Below are 15,783 nucleotides of genomic sequence, written 5' to 3'. Positions count from 1 at the left end.
CGCTCCCGGCCGTCCGGCCACGCTCAACTATAAATAAGTCGATAGGTCTCTGTCGCTACTGTGATTGGACACTGACAGAGAGTCAACTAGCCTTGGTCGCGCGGTTCTTGCGCGCGGAACCGGAGGACGGTCCGAGCCATGAGGGGGAGGCTCGGACCGTCCGTGGGGGATGGTCAGGCCGCAGACGTGTCCAGTGCCCGCAGTACGTCCGCCACAAGGTCCTCCGGGTCCTCGGCGCCGACCGACAGGCGGATGAAGCCCTCCGGAACCGCGTCGCCGCCCCAGCGGCCGCGCCGTTCGGCCGTGGACCGTACTCCGCCGAAACTCGTCGCGTCGTCCACGAGCCGCAGCGCGTCGAGGAAACGGTCGGCCCGCTCGCGCGTGGGCAGGGTGAAGGACACCACGCATCCGTAGCGCCGCATCTGCCGAGCCGCGATCTTGTGCGCGGGGTCGTCGGGGAGCCCGGGATAGCGCAGTCCGGTCACCTCGGGATGCTCGCGCAGCGCTTCGGCGACCGCCAGGGCGGTCGTGCTCTGCCGGTCGACCCGCAGCTGCAGCGTCGCGATCGAACGGTGCGCGAGCCAGGCCTCCATGGGCCCGGGAATCGCTCCGACGATCTTGCGCCAGCGGCGTACGGCGGCCATGGCCTCGGCGTCACGGCCGACGACGTAGCCAAGGAGGATGTCGCCGTGCCCCGTGAGCTGCTTGGTGCCGCTGGCCACCGCGAAGTCGGCGCCGAGCTCCAGGGGCCGCTGGCCGAGCGGCGTCGCGAGAGTGTTGTCGACGGCCACCAGGGCACCATGCGCGTGTGCCGCGTCGGCGAGCCGCCTGATGTCGCACACATCGAGCCCGGGGTTCGACGGCGTCTCGATCCACAGCAGCTTCGCGCCGTCCAGGACGTCGAGCTGGGCGTCGCCGCGGGTCGGCGCGGTGCGCACCTCGATGCCAAACGCCTCCAGCTGGGCGCGGACCAAGGGCAGTGCCTGATAGCCGTCGTCGGGCAGGACGCACACATCGCCGGCGTGCAGCTGGGAGAAGAGCACCGCCGAGGTCGCTGCCATGCCTGACGCGAAGACGAGCGTCTCCACGTCGTCCCGGCCGGGCGCCTCCAGCTCACCGACGGCGCGCTCCAGCAGTGTCCAGGTCGGGTTCTCGTCACGGCCGTAGGTGTAGGCGCCGGTCGGGTCGCCCGGCAGATGGAAGTGGGCGGCGAACACCGGTCCGGGCAGCGTGGGCTCGTGCTTGACCGGCTCGGGCAGCCCGGCCCGTACCGCCCGCGTGCCGTCCCCGGCGTTGGCGGCGGCCCGGGCCGCGTCGCTCGACGCCCGGGCCCCCTCGCCCGTCGATCCGCCCTGGTCACCCGTCCCGGATTCACTCATGCCACTCGTCCCTCCAGGTCCGCCCGCACCGCGGCAAGCAGACCGGTGCTCGCCGCCTCCACCATCTCAAGGCACTCCTCGAAACCGTCCGCGCCCCCGTAGTAGGGGTCCGGTACGTCGAGGTCGTCGCCGGCGGCGGGGTCGTACGAACGGAGCAGCCGCACCTTCCACGCGTCCTCCTCCGTGGGCGCGAGGCGGCGCAGGGCGCCGAGGTGGCCGGAGTCGAGGGCGATGACCAGGTCCAGGCGGGAGAACCACGACGGCTGGAACTGCCGGGCCATGTGGCCGGAGGCATAGCCGTTCTCCTCCAGGACGGTCACCGTGCGCGGGTCGGCACCGTCGCCCTCGTGCCATCCGCCCGTGCCGGCGCTGTCGACCTCGACCAGGCCGTCGAGTCCGGCCTCCGCCACGCGGGCCCGGAAGACGACCTCGGCGATCGGGGAACGGCAGATGTTGCCCGTGCAGACGAAGCAGACTCGATACGTCATAGGCGTTCAGTCCCCGTCGGGCAGGACGACGTTCAGCGCCCAGGAGACGACAGAGATGATCAGGCCGCCCAGGACGGCCGTCCAGAAGCCGTCCACCTGGAAGCTCAGGTCGAACTGGTCGGCCAGCCACGAGGTGAGCAGGAGCATCAGCGCGTTGACGATCAGGGTGAACAGGCCGAGCGTCAATATCAGCAACGGGAGGCTGAGGAGCTTGACGAGCGGCTTGACCAGGAAGTTCACCAGGCCGAAGATCAGCGCGACGATGATCAGGGTGCCGATCTTCTTGCCCGTGCTGTCACCGGTCAGGGTGATCTTGTCGAGCAGCCATACGGCGACCGCCAGGGCACCGGCGTTGGCGATCGTCTTGACTACGAAATTCTTCATGTGTCTGATCGTGGCAGACCTGATCGGGCACGGGCACAAGAGGCAGGGGCGGACTAGGCGATGAAGGCATTCCGGCTGGACGAACTGGAGGCGGAGCGCGCCGCCAACGAGGGCGCCTACCTGCAGTTTCTGCGGGCGCAGAATATGTCGGTCGGTCTGTACGCCCTCGACGCGGGCGAGCAGGATCCACAGAAGCCGCACAATCAGGACGAGGTCTACTTCGTTGTGAGCGGCCGCGCCGCGATCACCGTCGGTCTGGAGACGACCCAGGTGGCACGGGGCAGTGTGATCTACGTGCCGGCGGGTGTGGCCCACAAGTTCCACCACATCACCGAGGACCTCAGGGTGCTGGTGGTGTTCTCTCCGCCCGAGAGCTGACGGGCCGTCTCGGGGTTCCCTAGGGGTTCGGTCAGGGGAGGACAAGGGGCGCGGGGCCCCCGCCCGACCCCCTCTCGGACCTAGCATCGAGTGCAGGACATCAGGAGACCGACAGGACCCGGCACTCGAACGGGTGGAGAGACAAGGACGAGCGCGATGCGAGAGATCTTCACGGGACTGCCGTGGTGGGTGAAGTGGATCGCGGTGCCGGTCATCGCCCTGGTCGTGTTCGGCGGGCTGATCGCCAGTGTGGTCGGCTTCGTCATCGGATTGCTCTTCAAGGTGCTGGTCTTCGTGGCGCTGGTCGGCGGTCTGATCTACGTCGTACGGAAGTTCACATCGAGCTCCTCGTCGCGCAGCGACTGGTGAGACCGGTGGGGAACGGGTGGGGGTAGCGGGAAACGCTGGGAATCACCCGTTCCCTCGGGCGGGGGAAGTTTCCCGGCCGGGCCGTCTGTGTGCGGTGGCAGGCGAATAGAGTCCGGCTCGACGCGGGGACAACCCCGCGAGCGGCATACACCCCCACCCGTGTTCCTCCGCACGGGTCGGCCCCTCGCGTTTCGGGAGTGACCCTTGACCCCGGCTGACACCGCACCGGCCCACCTGCGCAGCGTCCCCGCGCAACCGCGCTCTGCGGCATCCTCAGAACCACCGTCTCCCATCCCACCGGCGCCTCCCGCCGTGCCCCCGCCTCCGGCGCCTCCGGCGACCCTCATCGGATCCGTACAGCGCGCCATGCGCCTGCTGGAAACCGTCTCCGGACACGTCTACGGCGCCCCCGCCAAGCAACTGGCCCGCGAGACCGGGCTGGCGCTGCCCACGACGTACCACCTGCTGCGCACCCTCGTGCACGAGGGCTATCTGCGCCGGGACAAGGGCCTGTTCTTCCTCGGTGAGGCCGCCGAGCGGCTGAGCAGCAGCGGGGCGCGGCAGAAACGTCGCAGCACGGTGGTCGAGACGCTCGCGCAGTGGCGAGACCTGCTCGGCGTCCCCGTCTACTACGCGGCGTACCGCGAGGGTGAGATCGAGGTCATGTGCGTCTCCGAGAGCCCGGGCGCCCCGGCGGTCGAGGAGTGGGCCGACTTCCGGGAGACCGGGCACGCGCACGCCATCGGGCAGTGCCTGCTGTCCCAACTGGATGGGGAGCCCCGCCGCGACCACCTCGACCGCTACCCGGTGCAGCCCCTCACGCCGTACACGGTGCGGGACAACCACAGCCTGCTCCGGCGTCTGGAGCGGATGCGGCGGATGGAACCCGTGACCGAGCGTCAGGAGTACGCCTTGGGCGCGGTCTGCGCGGCGATCCCGCTCACCCTCGGCGCCACGGCCGCGACGTTGGCCATCTCCCTGCCCGCCCACCAGGAGGACCGGCTGCTGCCCGCGGCCCGGCAGTTGCAGAGCGAGATCGGGCGGCGACTCGGGTCGCTGGCGCTCTCTATCAGTATGTGAAAACTCACTCCTTGTGATCTGCTGTGTACGTTCAGCAAGATTCCACCAAGTGTCAGAGGTTCGTTCCCGGCCAGTCACGGCGAATGACGGGGTTAGCGATGCGCGAGTCCGTACAAGCAGAGGTCATGATGAGCTTCCTCGTGTCCGAGGAGCTCTCCTTCCGCATTCCGGTGGAGCTGCGCTATGAGACCAGTGATCCCTATGCCGTCCGGCTGACGTTTCACCTGCCCGGTGACGCGCCGGTGACGTGGGCTTTCGGCCGGGAGCTGCTGATCGACGGCGTCGGCCGGCCGTGCGGCGAGGGCGATGTGCGGGTCACTCCCGTCGAACCGGACACGCTGGGCGAGGTGCTGATCCGGCTTCAGGTCGGCAGCGACCAGGCGTTGTTCCGGTCCTCCACGGCACCGCTCGTCGCCTTCCTCGACCGCACCGACAAGCTGGTGCCGCTGGGCCAGGAAGGCTCGCTCGCCGACTTCGACGCCCACCTCGACGAGGCGCTGGACCGCATCCTGGCGGAGCAGGGCGCCGGGTGAGACATCCGTCGGGCGACATCGTGGAGTAACGCTTCACCGGATGCCGCCGACCGTGCGGGAACGCTTCGGCGTCGTGGCGCTGGGACGTCTGGCTCAGAGACGTCAGCGCTTACGGCGCCGGCCCCGCCCCCCGCGTGCCGGCACCGCGGAGGCCTCCACAACACGCTCCTCTCCGGGGCGGTCGGCCGAGACCATGAGCGCGGCCAGCGCGGTGGTGACCGGCACCGAAGCGACCAGCCCGATCGAACCGACGAGCGTGCGCACGATCTCCTCCGCCACCAGCTCGCTGTTGGCGACCGTCCCCACACCGCTCTGCGCGATGGAGAACAGCAGCAGCAGCGGCAGGGCGGCACCCGCGTAGGCGAGCACGAGCGTGTTGACGACCGAGGCGATGTGGTCACGGCCGATCCGGATGCCCGCGCGGTAGAGCCCGCGCCAGCCCATCGACGGATTGGCCTCGTGCAGCTCCCAGACCGCCGAGGTCTGGGTGACCGTCACATCGTCGAGCACACCGAGGGAGCCGATGATGATGCCGGCGAGCAGCAGACCGCTCATGTCGATCGTCGGATAGAGGCCGTGGATCAGGCCGGTGTTGTCGTCGGTGTTGCCGGTGAGCGCCGCCCAGTCGATGAACACCGAGCCGAGGAAGCCGATCAGCAGCAGGGAGATGAGCGTGCCGAGCACCGCCACGGAGGTCCGTGCGGACAGCCCGTGACACATGTACAGGGCGATCAGCATGATGGCGCTCGCGCCCACCACCGCCACGACCAGCGGGTTCGATCCCTGCAGGATCGCGGGCAGGATGAAGAAGTTCAGCACCAGGAAGCTGATGGCCAGTGCGATGAGGGCCATGACCCCCCGCAGCCGCCCGACGACCACGACGGCGAGCGCGAAGATGCCGGCCAGCACACTCAAGGGCAGACGGCGGTTGATGTCGGTGACCGAGTACTGCAGGTCCTTCGGCGCGGAGGGCTCGTAGGCGACCACGACCTTCTGGCCCTCGTGCAGCTGGCGGGACTGGTCCGGTTGGATGATCTCGGTGAAGGTGCGGCCCTTGTCCGGGCCGCTGTCGACCCGCACCGTCGCCCGCTTGCAGGTGCCCTTGTCCTGCTGCACCGCGGAGGAGCCCTCGGCGGTGGAGGTGTCACCGGTCGGCGGGACCCCCGAGGCGCCGGCCTCCTTACAGCTGATCTCCACGACCTTGGTGACCGAGGCCTGTTCGGTCTGCCGGTCGAAGCCCACGCCGGTGCGCTCGTGCCCCGGGGCGCCGCCCGGCCACAGCACGGCGAGACCGACCAGCACGGCCGCGCCGAACGGGATCAGGATCGCTGCGATGATCTTGCGCAGATGCATGGAGACGGGTGTGGCCGGACCGTGGCTGTGACTGTGCGAGTGCCCGTGTCCGCCACCTGGCGCGGAGCCGGGGCCGTGTCCGTGTCCGTCGCCTCCGCCGGTTCCGGATCCGTGTCCGTGGCCGTCGCCTCCGCCAGTTCCGGATCCATGGCCGTCGCCTCCGCCGGTTCCGGAACCGTGCCCGTGTCCGTGCCCGCCTCCGGAACCCGGGCCGTGACCGTCGCCAGGACCGAATCCATGGCCACCGGCTGGACCGCCAACCTGACCGTTGCCCGGCCCGTATCCCCCGGCTGAGCCGGAAACACGCTCACCACCGTCCCCAGGCCCGGCCCCGGGCCCGAAACCCGCCCCGGGCCCATACCCGGCCCCTGGGACGAAGTCGCGGCCGTCTCCCCGGCCGTTGCCGTTTCCGGCGCCGGATCCGCGGGGCGGCTCGGGCGGTGGGTAAGGGGGACGCTGAGTCGTGGTCACCGACCGATCATCGCAAGAACGAGGGGGGCCCTCTGTTCACCGCGCCAGAATTGCCGCTAGCGTGGAGGCACCTTTTGTACACGCGGGAGCTCGGAGCACCGGGCTGAGAGGGCGCTGACCTCCGTCCCAGCGATGTTTCACATGAAACATCACCGAAGTCGAGTGATGTTTCACACGGAACGTCGGCAGACGGAAGCCGCTGCGTCGACCGCCGAACCTGTTACCGGGTAATGCCGGCGTAGGGAGTAGGTCTCATGACCGACAAGGACGCACGCACGCCTGCCTCCGTTCAGGACACACAGTCCGAGGAGGCCGGGAAGTCCATCGGCTGGCACAAGGCGTACGTCGAGGGCACTCGCCCCGACCTGCGCGTGCCGGTTCGTCAGGTGCATCTCACCAACGGCCAGGCCGTCACGCTGTACGACACCTCGGGCCCGTACACCGATCCACTCGTCGACACCGACGTCCGCAGGGGCCTGCCGCCGCTGCGCGAGAACTGGATCATCTCCCGCGGAGACACCGAGGAGTACGCGGGCCGCCCCGTCCGTCCCGAGGACGACGGCATCAAGCACACCTCGCCCCGCGGCGGCCTCCGCAACCTCGACGCCGTCTTCCCCGGCCGCCCGCGCCAGCCGCGTCGCAGCCGGGACGGCGAGGCGGTCACGCAGCTCGCGTACGCCCGCCGCGGCGAGATCACGCCCGAGATGGAGTACGTCGCCATCCGGGAGAACGTCTCGCCCGAGGTGGTACGCGACGAGATCGCCGCAGGCCGGGCCGTGCTGCCGGCCAACGTCAACCACCCGGAGATCGAGCCGATGATCATCGGCAAAAGGTTCCTGGTGAAGGTCAACGCCAACATCGGCAACTCGGCGGTGACGTCCTCCATCGAGGAGGAGGTCGAGAAGATGACCTGGGCGACCCGCTGGGGCGCCGACACGGTCATGGATCTCTCGACGGGCCGCAACATCCACACCACGCGTGAGTGGGTGCTGCGCAACTCCCCCGTCCCCATCGGCACCGTGCCGCTCTACCAGGCCCTGGAGAAGGTCGACGGCCGGGCCGAGGATCTGACTTGGGAGGTCTACAAGGACACGGTCATCGAACAGGCCGAGCAGGGCGTGGACTACATGACGGTCCACGCGGGCGTGCGCCTGGCCTATGTGCCGCTGACAGCCAACCGCAAGACGGGCATCGTCTCCCGCGGCGGCTCGATCATGGCCGCCTGGTGCCTCGCGCACCACCGGGAGTCGTTCCTGTACGAGCATTTCGAGGAGCTCTGCGAAATCCTCGCCGCGTACGACGTCACCTACTCGCTCGGCGACGGCCTGCGGCCCGGCTCGATCGCGGACGCCAACGACGAGGCACAGTTCGCGGAACTGCGAACTCTCGGGGAACTCAACCGGATCGCCAAGCGTTTCAACGTACAGACCATGATCGAAGGCCCGGGCCATGTCCCGATGCACAAGATCAAGGAGAACATCGACCTTCAGCAGGAGATCTGCGATGAAGCTCCGTTCTATACGCTCGGCCCGCTGACCACCGACGTCGCGCCGGCCTACGACCACATCACCTCCGGCATCGGTGCCGCGATGATCGCTTGGTGGGGCACGGCCATGCTGTGCTACGTCACACCCAAGGAGCACTTGGGCCTGCCGAACCGTGACGACGTCAAGACCGGCGTCATCACCTACAAGATCGCCGCGCACGCGGCCGACGTCGCCAAGGGGCACCCGGGCGCCCAGGAATGGGACGACGCGCTGTCCGACGCCCGCTTCGAGTTCCGGTGGGAGGACCAGTTCAACCTGGCTCTCGACCCGGACACGGCACGGGAGTTCCACGACGAGACCCTGCCGGCTGAGCCCGCCAAGACAGCTCACTTCTGCTCGATGTGCGGTCCCAAGTTCTGCAGCATGAAGATCTCGCAGGACATTCGCCGCGAACACGGCGGCACCCGGACCGAGATCGAGGAGGGCATGGCCCAGAAGTCGAAGGAGTTCGCGGCGAGCGGGAACCGGGTGTACCTGCCGATCGCGGACTGATCCGGCCGCGCGCGGGCCGCGAGGCCGTCCGCACGCAGGCCACTGGGGCCGAGGGCTGGGGACACATGGTCCCTGGCCCCGGCCCTTGGCCTGCGGATCGGAACGCGGAGCGGAACCAGAGCTACTCCGGTTGGTGTTCCGGTCCTCCGTAGTCCGGGCTGGTGTAGTCCGGACTGCTGTAGCGCGGCCGCGAGCCGCGGTGGCCTTCGTCCGGGCTGGTGAAACCCGGGCGGTCGTAACCGAGGTGCGGGATGCGGCTGATCGGCGTGGACGAGGAGGTGTGGTGCAGCGCGGCCGCCGCGTCCGGGCTGACGTGTGCCTCTCGCAGGAAGGGCAGGATGCCCCGCTCCATCAGTGCCTCGTGCCAGGCCTCCCTGGCCAGGGCCACCTCCCCTTGCAGTTCGTCGTACGGACCGCTTTCGGCCGTCGGCTTGTTGCGCAGGGCGGTGAGCAGCAGTCCCGCCGCGGCGACGAGGATCGCGACCGCGGTCACGGCGCCGAACACCCAGCCCGTGGTGAGCATGGTCCGGGCGAATGCCTGCTCGGGGTCGAGCATCTGCAGGATGTAGCCGACGAGCAGGAAGATCGCGGCGGCGGTCCCGGCCAGGACGGGTGCGAGGACGGCGACGATGGCGACGGCGCCCGCGCCGGCGGTCTCGGCGACCTCGCCCACGGCGGCGGCCAGCCCCGCCGGGCCCGTGCCCGATTCGGAAGCGCCGGACTCGCGCGCGGTGGGCGTGCTGGACGACGCCGGCTGGCGCAGTTCCTCACGGACCTTGACGTAGTGCTGGTATTCGGTCGACGCGGCTGCCGTGATGAGCGCGGTGGCGTTCAGCGCCATGGTGCGCAGTTGTTCCGAATTCAGCCGCTGTCCGACGGCGGTCAGTTCCGGACGGTGTGGGGCGGAGCGCAGCACCTCATCGAGGATCCGCTCGTATTCCTGGCGGTCCTCGCTCAGCAGGTGCTGCGGAACGCTGTTCATGTGCATCCCCCGATGCTCCGTAGGGCTTGGGGCTCGGCATGCTGACGAGCCGTCGGGCAGAAACGGAGGGGAGCCTGCTACGGATAAGCCGATGGTAGAGCCGTGGAGGTAGGCGGTGACAGGGGGTTTACCGAAATTGGCCCTTCACCCGTCCGGTCCTGAGACGGGAAACGCCTGCCCGGTGAACGTTCACGTAGCCAGGGGCAGTTGCTGGACCAGCAGCTTTCCGGCCATGGTCACGCCGCCGTCCATCGCGATGGCGAGTCCGTCGGCGTAGACGTGCGGTCCCTCGATCACCGGGTCGCCGCTGTCCTCGTCCTCTTCGGAGCCGACCTCGCCCAGCAGATACGGAATCGGGCTGTGACCGTGAACGATGCGGGTGCCCCCGTACGTATCGAGCAGGGAGCGCACGGCGTCCGCGCCGCCCTCGTCGCGGAAGGAGAACCGCTTGGTGAACTTGCGGAACAGGTCCCAGACCTCGTCCGCGTCGTTGCGCGTGATCGTCTCGCGGACGGTGTCGTTGACCTCTTCGATGGAGCGGCCGTAGTCGAGGTAGGCGGTGGTGTCGGAGTGGACGAGCAGATGGCCGTCGACCTCCTCGACGGCGTCGAGACGGGACATCCACTGCAGGTGGTGGTCCTGGAGGCGGTCCATGTCGGTCTTCTGACCGCCGTTGAGCAGCCAGGCCGCCTGGAAGGTGGCGGTGCCCGCGCCGGAGTTGACGGGGGTGTCGCCGAACCGCTTGGCACCGAGCAGCAGCAGCTCGTGGTTGCCCATGAGCGCCTTGCAGTAGCCGCCGGCCGCAGCCGCTTCGGCGGACAGCCGCATCACCAGGTCGATGACGCCGATGCCGTCCGGGCCGCGGTCGGTGAAGTCGCCGAGGAACCACAGCCGGGCGGTGCCCGCGCACCAGTTGCCTTCGGCGTCGAGGAGGCCCTTCTCCTGCAGAGCGGCCACCAGCTGGTCGAGATAGCCGTGGACATCGCCCACGACGTACAGCGGGCCCTGTCCGGTGTTCGGGGGCGGGCCCTCGGCGGTTTCGGGGTCGACGGTCACCTGGACAGTGTCACCCCGGTTGACCACGGGAAGGTCGCGCTGAGTCGGCGTGTATCCCTCGGGATAGGTCTCCTCGGGCGGCGGAGCGACCTCGCCGGGACCCGTGCTCTGGACGTACGGACCGGCCTCGTGGACGTACGCGGGCACCCGGAAGTCGCGCAACGTCGCCGTGCGCTCCACCTCGGGTCCCTGACCGGCCCCCTGAGTCATCGACCCCTCCACCATCAAGCCGCATCTGCACCGCATCGGACTGCCTGGTCGTAGCGGCCCGCCGGTGTCGTGGGCCCATCATAGGAATGCCGATCGCGCCATGTGATGACCCAGGGGTGGTGAATCAGAGCAAGAGTCCAGTTCACCGCGGCTTTCGCCCCGATTGGGCCGGGCTTTGACCACCGTGTGACCGTCCTCGCTTTCCTTCTCTTCGCGAGAACGATCCCTTCTCTCCGGGGGACCGGCCCCGTTTCTCCCCAGGCACGGGACTGTCCCCTCGACCGGGCCCGAGGTACCGGGCCCGAGGTACCGGGCCCGGGGTTCCCCGGTACCGGGGAACTACGCCCCCTCGGGGGACCGCGGCGGGCTGACCGTCGTGCGCGGCGGGCGTCGCTGGGACGACGTGCGCACGATCAGCTCCGTCGGTATCACCTGCTCCACCGGGCGGTCGGATTCCACTCCCTCGATGGCGTCGATGAGGAGCTGCACCACCGCCGTGCCGATGCGGCGCGGCTTCAGGGAGAGTGTGGTGACGGGGGGCTCGGTGTTGGCGTACACGGTGGACTCGCTGCAGCAGACCAGCAGCAGGTCGTCCGGTACGCGCATGCCGTAGCGGCGGGCGGCGGCGAGCAGGTCGGTGCCGTTCGGGTCGAACAGCCCGTAGACCGCGTCGGGCCGGTCGGGGCGGGCGAGGAGCCGGTCGGCGGCGACGGCGCCAGCGCACGGATCGTGCGCCGGATAGGCCTCGTACACCGGGTCCTGGCCGACGCGCTCGCACCAGCGCAGATACGCGGTGGTCGACAGGTGGGTGTACGTGTCCGTCGTCGTGCCGGTCAGCAGGCCGATGCGGCGGGCGCCGGCGTCGGCCAGGTGGTCGAGGATGCCGAGGACGGCGGCCTCGTGGTCGTTGTCGACCCAGGCCGTGACCGGCAGGGAGCCGGCCGGGCGGCCGTCGGAGACGACCGGCAGACCCTGCCGGACCAGTTCGCTGACGACCGGGTCCTGGTCGGAGGGGTCGATGACGACCGTGCCGTCCAGGGCGACGTTCGACCACACGTCGTGGCGGGAGGTCGCGGGCAGGATGACGAGGGCGTAGCCGCGGGCGAGCGCGGCGGAGGTGGCGGCTCGCGCCATCTCGGCGAAGTACGCGAACTCGGTGAAGGTGAAAGGTTCATCCCCGTACGTCGTCACGGTGAGGCCGATGAGGCCCGACTTGCCGGTACGGAGTGTCCGGGCGGCGGCCGAGGGCCGGTAGCCCAGCCGGTCGGCCACCTCGCGGACATGGCGCCGGGTGGCGTCCGGGAGCCGGCCCTTGCCGTTGAGGGCGTCGGAGACGGTCGTGATGGAGACTCCGGCGGCGGCGGCCACGTCTCTGATACCCGCCCGGCCCGGCCGACTGCCTCGACGTGAGGTTTCCGCGCGGCTCACCTGGTGCTTCCCTGCTGCTGTCATGGCGAGCCGATAGTAGGGCTCATGCGGTGGGGTAGTGCGGACGCATATGCAGACGTTGACAGGCACGTTTCTGCATGATCATTTAACTCCAATTGCCATGGAAAACAAGGGAGTTAAGCGCTCCCATGCCAGTACGTGACTTGTCGACCCGCGCGAGCCTGCCAAGGGGGCGAGGTTGCGAAGAGGTCTCAACTCACCTGCACGGGGGATGCGCGCCACGGAGTGCACCACCGGCGCGTAGATATATGTGCAGCGCGCCCCCAGATTCGTACGCCTTCGTGCGGCGATGCCCCTGATGCCGGTGGGACGCGGGAGGCCGGCGCTCACCGCTCCGCCAGGGGTGTACGCAGCGGCGCCGAATCCTCATAAGGTGAGGAGTATTGGATGTCGGCGGCGGTCATGGGCCGCCGGTCTTCGCGAGGAGGACTGCGGTGAGCGAGACGAGCCCCAAGCTGCGCGGTGAGCTGGAGGGAATCCCCACCTACAAGCCGGGCAAGCCCGCCGCGGCAGGCGGGCCGGTGGCCTACAAGCTGTCCTCCAACGAGAACCCGTACCCGCCGCTGCCGGGCGTGATGGAGACCGTGACGGCGGCGGCCGGCAACTTCAACCGCTACCCGGACATGGCCTGTACGGCGCTGATGAACGAGCTGTCCGAGCGCTTCGGCGTCCCCCTCTCCCACCTGGCCACCGGCACCGGGTCGGTCGGTGTCGCCCAGCAGCTCATCCAGGCCACCTCCGGCCCCGGCGACGAGGTGATCTACGCCTGGCGGTCCTTCGAGGCGTACCCGATCATCACGCAGATCAGCGGCGCCCGGTCGGTCCAGGTGCCGCTGACCTCCGGTGACGTGCACGATCTCGACACGATGGCCGACGCGATCACCGACCGAACCCGGCTGATCTTCGTCTGCAACCCCAACAACCCGACCGGCACGGTCGTGCGGCGGGCGGAGCTGGAGCGCTTCCTCGACCGGGTGCCGGGAGACGTGCTGGTGGTGCTCGACGAGGCCTACCGCGAGTTCATCCGCGACCCCGAGGTGCCGGACGGTGTCGAGCTCTACCGGGACCGGCCCAATGTCTGCGTGCTGCGGACCTTCTCCAAGGCGTACGGTCTGGCCGGACTGCGCGTCGGGTTCGCCATCGCCCATGAGCCGGTGGCGGCGGCGTTGCGCAAGACGGCGGTGCCGTTCGGGGTGAGCCAACTCGCGCAGGAAGCGGCGATCGCCTCGATGCGTGCCGAGGACGAACTGTTCGGCCGGGTCGGCTCGCTGGTGTGTGAGCGCACGCGCGTGGTTGACGGGCTGCGGGCCCAGGGCTGGACGGTGCCCGAGACCCAGGCCAACTTCGTGTGGCTGCGGCTGGGGGAGCGCACGGTCGCGTTCGCGCAGGCGTGTGAGCAGGCGGGCGTGGTGATCCGGCCGTTCCCGGGTGAGGGTGTGCGGGTCACGGTCGGGGAGACCGAGGCGAACGACATCTTCCTGAAGGTGGCGGAAGGGTTTCGCAAGGAGCTGTAGTGCTCCGCGTGTCAGGCGTCGCGGGGCAGGCGGGACTTCGCGGACACGGCCCAGGTCAGGCGTCCACGAGTTCCACGCGCATGGGGTCGCCGCCCCGCACCGTCGCGAGCAGGCCGGGGTCGCCGTCGATGCGGCCCAGGACGTTGCACGCGCTTGCGAGGCGGCACTCCTCGCCCTGTGAGATCGGCGTGGGCCCGTAGGGGAGAGCGAGGGCGTCGCCGTCGGTCCAGAAGACGACCGTGCCCGGCTCTACGACCTGTCGGGCACCTGTTTCACGTGAAACAGACACCCCGGTATCGAAGTACACCTCCTCGCCCCAGGTGCGGGCGGTGGAGGCGAGGGGCAGAGCCTGGGCGAGGGCCTGGGTGGTCGGGGTGTCGTCGAGGGTCGCGGTGAGGTGCCCCGCGGGCCAGGAGATCCGTATCTGTAGCGGTGTCTGCATGCCGCCGATTCAACAATATGTTGAAGTTCGCGCCAAGGGGTTGGCTGCGACAGGGGCCCCCTTTGGGGCTCGAAAGTCCGTGCTGCATAATGGCTTGTGAATGTGAACGCTTTCACAAGCGTATGTAAGGAGCGGCGACGTGGACCTGGCTTTGGCGCCGGAGACCCTGGCGCGATGGCAGTTCGGCATCACCACCGTCTATCACTTTCTGTTCGTCCCCCTGACGATCTCGCTGGCCGCGCTCACGGCCGGACTGCAGACCGCCTGGGTGCGGACGGAGAAGGAGAAGTACCTCCGGGCGACGAAGTTCTGGGGCAAGCTCTTCCTGATCAACATCGCCATGGGCGTGGTCACCGGCATCGTGCAGGAGTTCCAGTTCGGCATGAACTGGTCCGACTACTCGCGCTTCGTCGGTGACGTCTTCGGCGCGCCACTCGCCTTCGAGGCGCTGATCGCCTTCTTCTTCGAGTCCACCTTCATCGGCCTGTGGATCTTCGGCTGGGACAAGCTGCCCAAGAAGATCCACCTGGCCTGCATCTGGATGGTCTCGATCGGCACCATCCTGTCGGCGTACTTCATCCTCGCCGCCAACTCCTGGATGCAGCACCCGGTCGGCTACCGGATCAACGAGGCTAAGGGCCGGGCCGAGCTCACCGACTTCTGGCTGGTTCTGACCCAGAACACCGCACTCGCCCAGGTCTTCCACACGCTCACCGCGGCCTTCCTGACCGGCGGTGCCTTCATGGTCGGCATCGCCGCCTTCCACCTGGTCCGGGGGAAGCACGTCCCCGTGATGAAGACCTCGCTGCGGCTGGGCCTGGTCACCGTTGTCATCGGCGGCATGCTCACCGCTATCAGCGGCGATGTCCTCGGCAAGATCATGTACGAGCAGCAGCCGATGAAGATGGCCGCGGCCGAGGCCCTGTGGGACGGTGAGAAGCCCGCTCCCTTCTCGATCTTCGCCGTCGGTGACGTCGACAAGGGGCACAACAAGGTTGCCATCGAGATCCCCGGCCTGCTGTCCTTCCTCGCCAAGGACGACTTCAGCTCGTACGTCCCTGGCATCAACGACGTCAACAAGGCCGAGCAGGAGAAGTACGGCCCGGGCGACTACCGGCCCAACATCCCGGTCGCCTACTGGGGCTTCCGGTGGATGATCGGCTTCGGTATGACGTCGTTCGCCATCGGCCTGGCCGGACTGTGGCTGACCCGCAAGAAGTTCATGCTGCCGCAGCACCTGAGGGTGGGCGACGACGAGGTGCCGCATCTCGTGCTGCTGCCGAAGAAGGCGCTCGGCCCGACCCTCACCAAGTGGTACTGGCGCATGGCGATCCTCACCCTGGGCTTCCCGCTGATCGCCAGCTCGTGGGGCTGGATCTTCACCGAGATGGGCCGTCAGCCGTGGGTCGTCTACGGCCTGTTCCAGACGCGTGACGCGGTCTCCCCCGGTGTCTCCCAGGCCGAGGTCATCACCTCGATGGTCGTCTTCACCACGCTCTACGCGATCCTCGCCGTCATCGAGGTCAAGCTGCTGGTCAAGTACGTCAAGGCGGGCCCGCCCGAGCTCACCGAGGCCGACCTCAACCCGCCCACGAAGATCGGCGGCGACTCCCGTGACGCCGACAAGCCGATGGCCTTCTCGTACTAGGCCGAGGG

Annotated in this window: 15 protein-coding genes; 7 read left to right on the top strand and 8 right to left on the bottom strand. The window is 68.8% G+C overall.

The window, feature by feature from the left end:
- Positions 1–173 precede the first annotated feature (173 nt).
- Genes ACQEV8_RS21535 through ACQEV8_RS21525 form a run of 3 tightly spaced genes read right to left on the bottom strand, consistent with a single transcriptional unit; the run spans position 174 to position 2,251 of the window.
- The gene (locus ACQEV8_RS21535; protein WP_432962572.1) at positions 174–1,379 is read right to left on the bottom strand and encodes a cystathionine gamma-lyase; all 1,206 of its coding nucleotides are present in this window, start codon (positions 1,377–1,379) and stop codon (positions 174–176) included.
- Positions 1,376–1,867 carry a low molecular weight protein-tyrosine-phosphatase gene (locus tag ACQEV8_RS21530; protein ID WP_432962570.1) on the bottom strand — a complete coding sequence of 164 codons (492 nt, stop codon included), beginning with the start codon at positions 1,865–1,867 and terminating at the stop codon, positions 1,376–1,378. Before ACQEV8_RS21530 ends, ACQEV8_RS21535 begins: the two co-directional genes overlap by 4 nt.
- A gap of 6 nt (positions 1,868–1,873) precedes the next feature.
- Positions 1,874–2,251, bottom strand: a complete 378-nt coding sequence (locus ACQEV8_RS21525; protein ID WP_193479123.1) for a phage holin family protein — start codon at positions 2,249–2,251, stop codon at positions 1,874–1,876.
- A 60-nt stretch (positions 2,252–2,311) separates the two neighbouring features.
- Here ACQEV8_RS21525 and ACQEV8_RS21520 point away from each other — a divergent pair, with 60 nt between their 5' ends.
- The 4 genes from ACQEV8_RS21520 (at position 2,312) to ACQEV8_RS21505 (ending at position 4,611) form a co-directional block, all read left to right on the top strand.
- The gene (locus ACQEV8_RS21520; protein ID WP_432962568.1) at positions 2,312–2,629 is read left to right on the top strand and encodes a cupin domain-containing protein; all 318 of its coding nucleotides are present in this window, start codon (positions 2,312–2,314) and stop codon (positions 2,627–2,629) included.
- Between the two features lie 156 nt (positions 2,630–2,785).
- Positions 2,786–2,998: a DUF5326 family protein gene (locus tag ACQEV8_RS21515; protein ID WP_020271174.1), complete on the top strand. Its 213-nt coding sequence runs from the start codon at positions 2,786–2,788 to the stop codon at positions 2,996–2,998.
- Between the two features lie 312 nt (positions 2,999–3,310).
- The gene (locus tag ACQEV8_RS21510; RefSeq protein ID WP_432962565.1) at positions 3,311–4,078 is read left to right on the top strand and encodes an IclR family transcriptional regulator; all 768 of its coding nucleotides are present in this window, start codon (positions 3,311–3,313) and stop codon (positions 4,076–4,078) included.
- Positions 4,079–4,176: 98 nt separating this feature from the next.
- Positions 4,177–4,611, top strand: a complete 435-nt coding sequence (locus ACQEV8_RS21505; RefSeq protein ID WP_184593809.1) for an SsgA family sporulation/cell division regulator — start codon at positions 4,177–4,179, stop codon at positions 4,609–4,611.
- Between the two features lie 102 nt (positions 4,612–4,713).
- Here the strand turns inward: ACQEV8_RS21505 and ACQEV8_RS21500 are convergent, their stop codons facing one another.
- Positions 4,714–6,435, bottom strand: coding sequence for a YibE/F family protein (locus ACQEV8_RS21500; RefSeq protein ID WP_432962564.1), 1,722 nt, complete (start codon positions 6,433–6,435; stop codon positions 4,714–4,716).
- 254 nt (positions 6,436–6,689) lie between these two features.
- Here ACQEV8_RS21500 and thiC point away from each other — a divergent pair, with 254 nt between their 5' ends.
- Positions 6,690–8,474: a phosphomethylpyrimidine synthase ThiC gene (thiC, locus tag ACQEV8_RS21495; RefSeq protein WP_432962562.1), complete on the top strand. Its 1,785-nt coding sequence runs from the start codon at positions 6,690–6,692 to the stop codon at positions 8,472–8,474.
- 121 nt (positions 8,475–8,595) lie between these two features.
- Here thiC and ACQEV8_RS21490 read toward each other — a convergent pair whose 3' ends face one another.
- From ACQEV8_RS21490 to ACQEV8_RS21480, 3 genes are all read right to left on the bottom strand, one after another.
- Positions 8,596–9,462, bottom strand: a complete 867-nt coding sequence (locus tag ACQEV8_RS21490; protein WP_432962560.1) for a hypothetical protein — start codon at positions 9,460–9,462, stop codon at positions 8,596–8,598.
- Between the two features lie 183 nt (positions 9,463–9,645).
- Complete coding sequence (locus tag ACQEV8_RS21485) at positions 9,646–10,737, bottom strand: metallophosphoesterase (RefSeq protein ID WP_432962558.1); 1,092 nt, start codon at positions 10,735–10,737, stop codon at positions 9,646–9,648.
- Positions 10,738–11,061: 324 nt separating this feature from the next.
- Positions 11,062–12,174, bottom strand: coding sequence for a LacI family DNA-binding transcriptional regulator (locus ACQEV8_RS21480; protein WP_432962556.1), 1,113 nt, complete (start codon positions 12,172–12,174; stop codon positions 11,062–11,064).
- Positions 12,175–12,605: 431 nt separating this feature from the next.
- Here ACQEV8_RS21480 and hisC point away from each other — a divergent pair, with 431 nt between their 5' ends.
- Positions 12,606–13,685: a histidinol-phosphate transaminase gene (hisC, locus tag ACQEV8_RS21475; RefSeq protein WP_432962554.1), complete on the top strand. Its 1,080-nt coding sequence runs from the start codon at positions 12,606–12,608 to the stop codon at positions 13,683–13,685.
- A 55-nt stretch (positions 13,686–13,740) separates the two neighbouring features.
- Here the strand turns inward: hisC and ACQEV8_RS21470 are convergent, their stop codons facing one another.
- Positions 13,741–14,127, bottom strand: coding sequence for a cyclophilin-like fold protein (locus ACQEV8_RS21470; RefSeq protein WP_432962552.1), 387 nt, complete (start codon positions 14,125–14,127; stop codon positions 13,741–13,743).
- Positions 14,128–14,266: 139 nt separating this feature from the next.
- On the opposite strand from ACQEV8_RS21470, the gene ACQEV8_RS21465 reads away from it, so the two are divergent.
- Positions 14,267–15,775: a cytochrome ubiquinol oxidase subunit I gene (locus ACQEV8_RS21465; protein WP_432962550.1), complete on the top strand. Its 1,509-nt coding sequence runs from the start codon at positions 14,267–14,269 to the stop codon at positions 15,773–15,775.
- The last annotated feature ends 8 nt before the right edge of the window (positions 15,776–15,783 follow it).

The sequence above is a fragment of the Streptomyces sp. CA-179760 genome (genome assembly GCF_050937045.1).
In the GTDB taxonomy this organism is placed as follows: Bacteria; Actinomycetota; Actinomycetes; order Streptomycetales; family Streptomycetaceae; genus Streptomyces.
This window is presented reverse-complemented; position numbering and strand designations above follow the sequence as displayed.